The sequence below is a fragment of the Aquabacterium sp. genome, assembly GCF_016234775.1.
Lineage (GTDB): Bacteria > Pseudomonadota > Gammaproteobacteria > Burkholderiales > Burkholderiaceae_C > Aquabacterium.
Window position 1 is genome coordinate 1 of sequence record NZ_JACRAH010000060.1, and the last position, 7,992, is coordinate 7,992.

General features: G+C 61.0%; 7 protein-coding genes. All 7 read right to left on the reverse strand.

All coding sequences use genetic code 11. From position 1 onward, the window contains the following. Window positions 1-45 precede the first annotated feature (45 nt). The gene (gene nuoL / locus HY836_RS17535; RefSeq protein WP_290678804.1) at window positions 46-2,058 is read right to left on the reverse strand and encodes an NADH-quinone oxidoreductase subunit L; all 2,013 of its coding nucleotides are present in this window, start codon (window positions 2,056-2,058) and stop codon (window positions 46-48) included. Window positions 2,059-2,075: 17 nt separating this feature from the next. After that, the gene (gene nuoK, locus HY836_RS17540) at window positions 2,076-2,390 is read right to left on the reverse strand and encodes an NADH-quinone oxidoreductase subunit NuoK (protein WP_290678807.1); all 315 of its coding nucleotides are present in this window, start codon (window positions 2,388-2,390) and stop codon (window positions 2,076-2,078) included. Further along, complete coding sequence (locus HY836_RS17545; protein WP_290678810.1) at window positions 2,387-3,046, reverse strand: NADH-quinone oxidoreductase subunit J; 660 nt, start codon at window positions 3,044-3,046, stop codon at window positions 2,387-2,389. Before HY836_RS17545 ends, nuoK begins: the two co-directional genes overlap by 4 nt. A 6-nt stretch (window positions 3,047-3,052) precedes the next feature. After that, window positions 3,053-3,547: an NADH-quinone oxidoreductase subunit NuoI gene (gene nuoI / locus HY836_RS17550; RefSeq protein ID WP_290678821.1), complete on the reverse strand. Its 495-nt coding sequence runs from the start codon at window positions 3,545-3,547 to the stop codon at window positions 3,053-3,055. A 13-nt stretch (window positions 3,548-3,560) separates the two neighbouring features. Next, window positions 3,561-4,619: an NADH-quinone oxidoreductase subunit NuoH gene (gene nuoH, locus HY836_RS17555; RefSeq protein WP_290678813.1), complete on the reverse strand. Its 1,059-nt coding sequence runs from the start codon at window positions 4,617-4,619 to the stop codon at window positions 3,561-3,563. Between the two features lie 19 nt (window positions 4,620-4,638). Beyond that, window positions 4,639-6,978, reverse strand: a complete 2,340-nt coding sequence (nuoG, locus tag HY836_RS17560; RefSeq protein WP_290678816.1) for an NADH-quinone oxidoreductase subunit NuoG — start codon at window positions 6,976-6,978, stop codon at window positions 4,639-4,641. Between the two features lie 12 nt (window positions 6,979-6,990). Continuing rightward, window positions 6,991-7,992, reverse strand: a 1,002-nt coding sequence (nuoF, locus tag HY836_RS17565; protein ID WP_290678818.1) for an NADH-quinone oxidoreductase subunit NuoF, incomplete at its 5' end; no start/stop codon positions are given.

Genomic DNA, 7,992 nt, shown 5'->3' on the forward strand with positions numbered 1-7,992 from the left:
AGAGAAAGGAGGTTAGACATAGTTTGCATGAACCGGTCCTCGCGCTCAGTGGTGCATGAACACGAACCATGTCATGAGGGCGAACACCCCCAGGATCATGACCAGCGCGTAGTGATAGAGGTAACCCGTCTGGAACAGGCGGACCAGCGAACCGATCAGGCCCACCAGCTTGGCCGAACCATTGACAGCGATGCCGTCAATGATGGCCACGTCGCCAACCTTCCAGAAGAAGCGGCCGATCAGGCGTGAACCTGCAGCCAGCACGTTCTCGTTGAACCAGTCCATGAAGTACTTGTTCTCGCCAATCACGATCAGCGGGCGCAGCACCTTGGCGAACATCGCAGGGATCTGAGGCGCGACGATGTAGAACACGAAGGCCGTGATGACACCCGCCAGTGCCAGGAAGAAAGGCAGCGTGGTGAAGCCATGCAAAGCCATTTCAGCCGCGCCGTGGAACTCGTGCGCCAACTCTTCCATCGCAGGGTGAGCCTCAAGATTGATCTTGATGGCACTTTGCAGGAAGTCACCGTACAACTCGGGCTGGATGGTGAAGTAACCGATCAGCGCAGAGGGGATCGCCAGCAGGATCAGCGGTAAGGTCACCACCCAAGGCGACTCGTGCGGTGTATGGGCGTGCCCATGACCGTGGTCGTCTTCGTCGTGGTGGTCATGCTCGCCCGGGAACGGCTTGTGATGGAAGTTTTCCTTGCCATGGAAGACCAGGAAATACATCCGGAAGCTGTAGAACGCGGTCACAAACACACCCGCCAACACGGCGAAGTAGGCGAACTGTGCAGCAGGCAGGTGGCTGGCATGCACGGCCTCGATGATCGAGTCCTTCGAGTAGAAGCCCGAGAAGAACGGCGTGCCGATCAGGGCCAGAGAGCCGATCAGCGACGTGATCCAGGTGATCTTCATGTACTTCCACAGGCCACCCATGTTGCGGATGTCCTGATCGTGGTGCATGCCCATGATGACGGAGCCCGCTCCGAGGAACAACAAGGCCTTGAAGAAGGCGTGCGTCATCAGGTGGAACACGGCCACGTTGTAGGCCGATACGCCCAGTGCCACGGTCATGTAACCCAACTGCGACAGCGTGGAGTAAGCCACCACGCGCTTGATGTCGTTCTGGATGATGCCCAGGAAGCCCATGAAAAGCGCGGTGATGGAGCCGATCACCAGGATGAAGTTCAGCGCCGTGTCGGACAGCTCGAACAGCGGCGACATGCGGGTCACCATGAAGATACCGGCTGTCACCATCGTGGCAGCGTGGATCAGCGCGGAGATCGGCGTGGGGCCTTCCATCGAGTCAGGCAGCCAGACGTGCAGAGGGAACTGCGCCGACTTACCCATGGCCCCGATGAACAGGCAGATGCAGATCACCGTGATCAGCATCCAGTCCGTCGCGGGGAAGCCCATCGTGGCCAGTTCGGGCGCCTTGGCAAAGATCTCGGTGTAATTCAGCGTGCCGGTGTAGGCCAGGATCAGACCGATGCCCAGGATGAAGCCGAAGTCACCCACACGGTTGACCAGGAAGGCCTTCATGTTGGCGAAGATGGCCGTGGGCTTCTTGAACCAGAAACCGATCAACAGGTAAGACACCAGGCCCACAGCTTCCCAGCCGAAGAACAGCTGCAGCATGTTGTTGCTCATCACGAGCATCAGCATGGAGAAGGTGAACAGCGAGATGTAGCTGAAAAAGCGCTGGTAGCCAGGATCCTCTTCCATGTAGCCGATGGTGTAGATGTGCACCATCAAGGACACAAAGGTCACGACGCACATCATCATCGCCGTCAGGCCGTCGATCATGAAACCGACTTCCATCTTCAGCGAACCCAGCGTCATCCACTCGTAGACGGTCTGGTTGAAACGTGCGCCATCGATGACGGCGTCCAGCGTCATCACCGAGATGATGAAGGAGACCAGCACGCCCAGGATGGTCAGTGCGTGCGCGCCCTTGCGGCCGATTGCCTTGCCGAACAAGCCGGCGGCAATCGAGCCAACCAGCGGCGCCAGAGGCACCGCCAGCAGCGTGTTGAGAGAAAGTTCTGTTGTCATTGTTGTCACTCTCCCGATCAGCCCTTGAGCGTGTCCAGTTCGTCGACGTTGATCGACTGACGATTACGGAACAGCGTCACCAGAATGGCCAGACCGATCGCGGACTCTGCAGCCGCCACGGTCAGGATGAAGAACACGAAGACCTGACCGTCCATGTCACCCAGGTAATGGGAGAAGGCGACGAAGTTCAGGTTCACGGCCAGCAGCATCAGTTCGATGCACATGAGCAGCACGATCAGGTTCTTGCGGTTCAGGAAGATCCCGATGACCGACATGGCGAACAAGATGGCGCCCAGCGACAGGAAGTGTCCGAGGGTGATGGTCGTGGTCATGCTTGACCTCCGGTCGGGGTGGCAGCGTCAGCAGCCGGCGCAGCGGGGGCGGCAGGCGCTTCGATGGTCGGCGCCAGCTTGACCACACGCAGGCGATCGGCCTTCTTCACACGCACCTGCTCGGAGGGGCTCTGGAAGTGCGAGTCCTTGCGCTTGCGCAGGGTGAGCGCGATGGCGGCAATGATGGCCACCAGCAGGATCACGGCCGCGATCTGCACGGGGAACAGGTAGTGCGTGAACAGCTCGATACCCAGTGCCTTGGCATTGGGCACCTTGGCCACATCAGGCGGGAACGGCTTGGCTGTTGGCAGATCGAAGCCGCGGGTCAGCACAAAGGCCATTTCCACGGCGATCACGGCGCCAATGCCACCGGCCAGCGGGAAGTGCTTCCAGAAGCCCTGGCGGATCGAGTCGATGTTGATATCGAGCATCATCACCACGAACAGGAACAGCACCATGACCGCCCCCACGTACACGAGCACGAGGGAGATGGCCAGGAACTCTGCCTGCAGCAGCATCCACACGCACGAGGCGCTGAAGAACGCCAGCACCAGGTGCAAAGCGGCGCTCACGGGGCTCTTGGCGGTGATCACGCGGAAACCCGCGAAGACCAGCACCGAGGCGAAGATATAGAAAAGTAGGCTAAAGGTGTCCATAACGGGTCAGCGGTATTTCGCGTCCGCCTCCTTGTTGGCTGCGATTTCCTTTTCGTAGCGATCACCCACCGCCAGGAGCATGTCCTTGGTGAAGTACAGATCGCCGCGCTTTTCGCCGTGGTACTCGAAGATGTGGGTTTCCACGATCGCGTCCACGGGGCAGCTTTCTTCGCAGAAGCCGCAGAAGTTGCACTTGGTCTGGTCGATGTCGTAGCGCGTGGTGCGGCGCTGGCCGTCATCACGCACGGCCGACTCGATGGTGATGGCCATCGCCGGGCACACGGCCTCGCACAGCTTGCAGGCAATGCAACGCTCTTCACCGTTGTCATAACGGCGTTGGGCGTGCAGGCCACGGAAGCGTGGCGACATCGGCGTCTTTTCTTCAGGGAACTGCACCGTGATGTACGGTTTGAAGAAGTGACGACCTGTCAGGGCCATGCCCTTGAACATTTCCAGCAGGAAGAAGCTGGAAACGAATTCCTTGAGGGACGTTGCAGACATATTCATGTGCCCCTTATTTCCAGATGTTCCATGGCGACATCATCCAGCCGCCAACCACGACCAGCCAGACCAGCGTGATGGGGATGAAGATCTTCCAGCCCAGACGCATGATCTGGTCGTAGCGGAAGCGTGGGAACGAAGCCCGCACCCACAGGAACATGGTGACGATGATGAAGGCCTTGATGCCCAGCCAGATCCAGCCGGGGATGAAGTCCAGCGCAGCCACTGGCGACAACCAGCCGCCGAAGAACATGATGGCAGCCAGGGTGGACACCAGAATCATGTTGGCGTATTCAGCCAGGAAGAACATCGCGAACGACATGCCCGAGTACTCGATCATGTGACCGGCCACGATTTCGGATTCACCTTCCACCACGTCGAAGGGGTGGCGGTTGGTTTCAGCCAGACCGGAGATGAAGTACACGACCGTGATCGGCAGCAGCGGCAGCCAGTTCCACGACAGGAAGCTCATGCCCATGTCGGCGAACTGCCCCTTGTTCTGGCTCAACACGATGTCGGTCATGTTGAGCGAACCGGCGGTCATCAGCACGATCACCAGGCAGAAGCCCATGGCGATTTCGTAGGACACCATTTGAGCCGAAGCGCGGATGGCGCCCAGGAAGGCGTACTTGGAGTTGGAAGCCCAGCCGGCGATGATCACGCCATAGACTTCCAGCGAAGTGATCGCCATCAGGAACAGCAGGCCGGCATTGACGTTGGCCAGCGCGACTTCAGGACCGAAGGGAATCACCGCCCAGGCAGCCAGTGCGGGCATGATCGTCATGATCGGGCCCAGCAGGAACAAGGGCTTGTTCGCTGCCGACGGCAGGATGATTTCCTTGAAGATCAGCTTGACCGCGTCAGCGATAGGCTGCAGCAAGCCCAGAGGTCCCGTGCGGTTGGGACCCGGACGGATCTGCGACCAGGCAATCGCCTTGCGCTCCCACAGGGTCAGATAGGCCACGCAGCCCAGCAGCGGCAGCAAGAGCGCCACGATCTTGATCAGCGACCAGACCACGGGCCAGGCTGCGCCCATGTTGGCGGCTCCAGCGTTGTACAGGGTGTCAATCATCTGTTGTCTCCCCTACCCTTCAGGCTTTTTCGACGCGGATCGCGCCAAAAGATGCGCCCAGCGTTGCGGTGGCCGGGGTACCGGCAGGCACACGCACCACGTTGGCGGGCAGGCTGGCGTCGAGGACGGCGGGCAGCACGGCACTTGCCACACCGAAGCCACCGTCTTGCGACACCTTCACTTGAGCACCAGCGGCCAGGCCGAGCTCGGCCCACAGGGCTTGCGGCAGGCTGGCCACAGGCGCCTTGGCATCCGCCGTCGTTTGCAGCGATTCAGCGCGGCGAACCAGGGCATCGGCCGCGTAGATCGGCACATCGGCCAGACGCTCCAGACCACCGGTCGAGGCGCTCAGGTTGATCGCAGCCGCCGTGGCGTTATTCAGCTTGGCAGGCAGTGCGGCCAGGTCACCCAGGGCACGCGCCTTGACTTCTTCCGAAGTCTCGTAGGCGAAGCCTTCCAGACCCAGCATGGTGCCCAGCACGCGCAACACCTTCCAGGCCGGACGAGCATCGCCCATTGGCTTGACCACGCCGTGGAAGCTTTGCACACGACCTTCGGCGTTCACGAAGGTGCCGGAGGTTTCAGAGAACGGGGCGATCGGCAGGATCACGTCGGCGTAGTCGGTGGCGCTGGTCTTGAAAGACGACAGCGACACGACCATCTCGGCGCCCTGCACAGCAGCCATGGCAGCGCTCGGGTTGGCGGTGTCGAACTCGGGCTCGACGCCCATCAGCACGACAGCCTTCAAGGCCTTGCCGTCATTGGTAACACCGAGCATCTGGCCCGCATTCAGGCCACCTTGTTGCGGCTGAGCGCCCACCAGTTGCGCGCCAACCGAGTTGGCCGACTCGCTCAGGAAGCCCACCTTGGCACCGGTCTGAGCGGCAATCCACTGCGCCAGCGCTTGCAGCAACGAGGCTTGAGGATGCTGCACGGCGGCGTTGCCCAGCAGGATGGCCTTGTTCTGGCCCGACAGCAGCGACGCAGCGATCGCCTTGGCGGCATCGGTGACGGTACCGTTGCAAGGGACCTCGACATTGAGCTGGTTGGCCACGGCCACCGCCACGTCACCCAGAGCCTGCGCCCAGGCGCTAGGAGCCACGGTCACGCGTTGGCTCAAGGGGATCAGCCAGTCATCATTGGCGCCACCGATGGCGCTGATCTGCGCACCACGCTTGGCAGCCTGACGCAGACGCGAAGCGAACAGCGGGTGATCCTTGCGCAGGAAGGAGCCCACGACCAGCGCGCGGTCCAGCGTGGACAGCTCGGCGATCGGCAGCCCCAGCCAGCGTGCACCAGCACCTGTTGTGAAGTCAGCTTGACGCAGGCGGGTATCGACGTTGTCCGAACCCAGGCCGCGCACCAGTTGAGCCAGCAGGAAGAGTTCTTCCACCGTGCTGTGCTCGGTGGCCAGCGCGCCAATGGCGTTTGCACCGTGGTCGTTCTTGACACCCTTCAAACCATTGGCCACGTATTCCAGGGCCACGGTCCAGTCGACTTCCTTCCACTGGCCGCCCTGCTTGATCATGGGCTTGGTCAGGCGAGCGTCGCTGTTGAGGGCTTCGTAGCTGAAGCGGTCGCGGTCGGCGATCCAGCACTCGTTGACGTCTTCGTTTTCGAGCGGCACCACGCGCATCACCTTGCCGTTCTTGACCTGAACGATCAGGTTGGCACCGGTGGAATCATGCGGCGACACGCTCTTGCGACGCGACAGTTCCCAGGTACGGGCGCTGTAGCGGAAAGGCTTGCTGGTCAGGGCACCAACCGGGCAGATGTCGATCATGTTGCCCGACAGCTCGGAGTCCACCGAGCGGCCCACGAAGGTGGCGATCTCGGAATGCTCACCACGGTGCTGCATGCCCAGTTCCATCACGCCGGCGATTTCCTGGCCGAAGCGGACGCAGCGTGTGCACTGGATGCAGCGGCTCATTTCCTGCATCGAGATCAGCGGGCCGACTTCCTTGTGGAAGACCACGCGCTTTTCTTCCTGATAACGGGAAGACGAACCACCGTAACCCACGGACAAGTCTTGCAACTGGCACTCGCCACCCTGGTCGCAGATCGGGCAATCCAGCGGGTGGTTGATGAGCAGGAATTCCATCACGCTCTGTTGAGCCTTGATGGCCTTCTCGCTCTTGGTGCGAACGATCATGCCCTGCGTGACCGGGGTAGCGCAGGCCGGCATGGGCTTGGGCGCCTTCTCGATGTCAACGAGGCACATGCGGCAGTTGGCCGCGATCGACAGCTTCTTGTGATAGCAGAAGTGCGGAATGTAGGTGCCATTTTCTTCAGCAGCACGGATGACCATGCTGCCTTCCTGGCACTGGACTTTGCGTCCGTCGAGTTCGATTTCAACCATTTGTTTGCCCGATCAGATGTACGACGGGACCATGCAGGTCTTGTGTTCGATGTGGTGCACGAACTCCTCGCGGTAGTGCTTGATGAAAGCACGCACCGGCATCGCAGCGGCATCACCCAGCGCGCAGATGGTGCGGCCCTGGATGTTGTCGGCGACGGAGTTCAGCAAGTCGATGTCTTCCGGACGGCCCTTGCCGTTCTCGATGCGGTCCATCATGCGCCACAGCCAGCCCGTGCCTTCGCGGCAAGGCGTGCACTGACCACACGATTCGTGCATGTAGAAGTAGGACAGGCGCAGCAGGCTCTTGACCATGCAGCGTGTTTCGTCCATCACGATGACGGCGCCCGAGCCCAGCATCGAGCCGGCCTTGGCGATGGAGTCATAGTCCATCGTGCACTCCATCATGATGTGAGCAGGCAGCACGGGCATCGATGAACCACCAGGGATCACGGCCTTGAGCTTGCGGCCACCGCGCACACCACCGGCGAGCTCCAGCAGCTTGGCAAACGGCGTACCCATGGGGATCTCGTAGTTGCCAGGACGCTCGACGTCACCGGAAATCGAGAACAGCTTGGTGCCACCGTTGTTGGGCTTGCCGGTGTTCAGGAAGGCCTCGCCACCATGACGGATGATCCACGGCACAGCCGCGAAGGTTTCCGTGTTGTTGATGGTGGTGGGCTTGCCGTACAGACCGAAGCTGGCGGGGAAAGGCGGCTTGAAACGCGGTTGGCCCTTCTTGCCTTCGATCGATTCCAGCAGCGCGGTTTCTTCACCGCAGATGTAGGCGCCGAAACCATGGTGCGCGTGCAACTGGAACGTGAAGTCGCTGCCCATGATGTTGTTGCCGAGGTAACCGGCAGCACGGGCTTCTTCCAGCGCCGCTTCGAAGCGTTCGTACACCTCGAAGATTTCGCCGTGGATGTAGTTGTAGCCCACGGTGATGCCCATGGCGTAGGCCGCAATGGCCATGCCTTCGATCACGGTGTGCGGGTTGAAGCGCAGGATCTCGCGGTC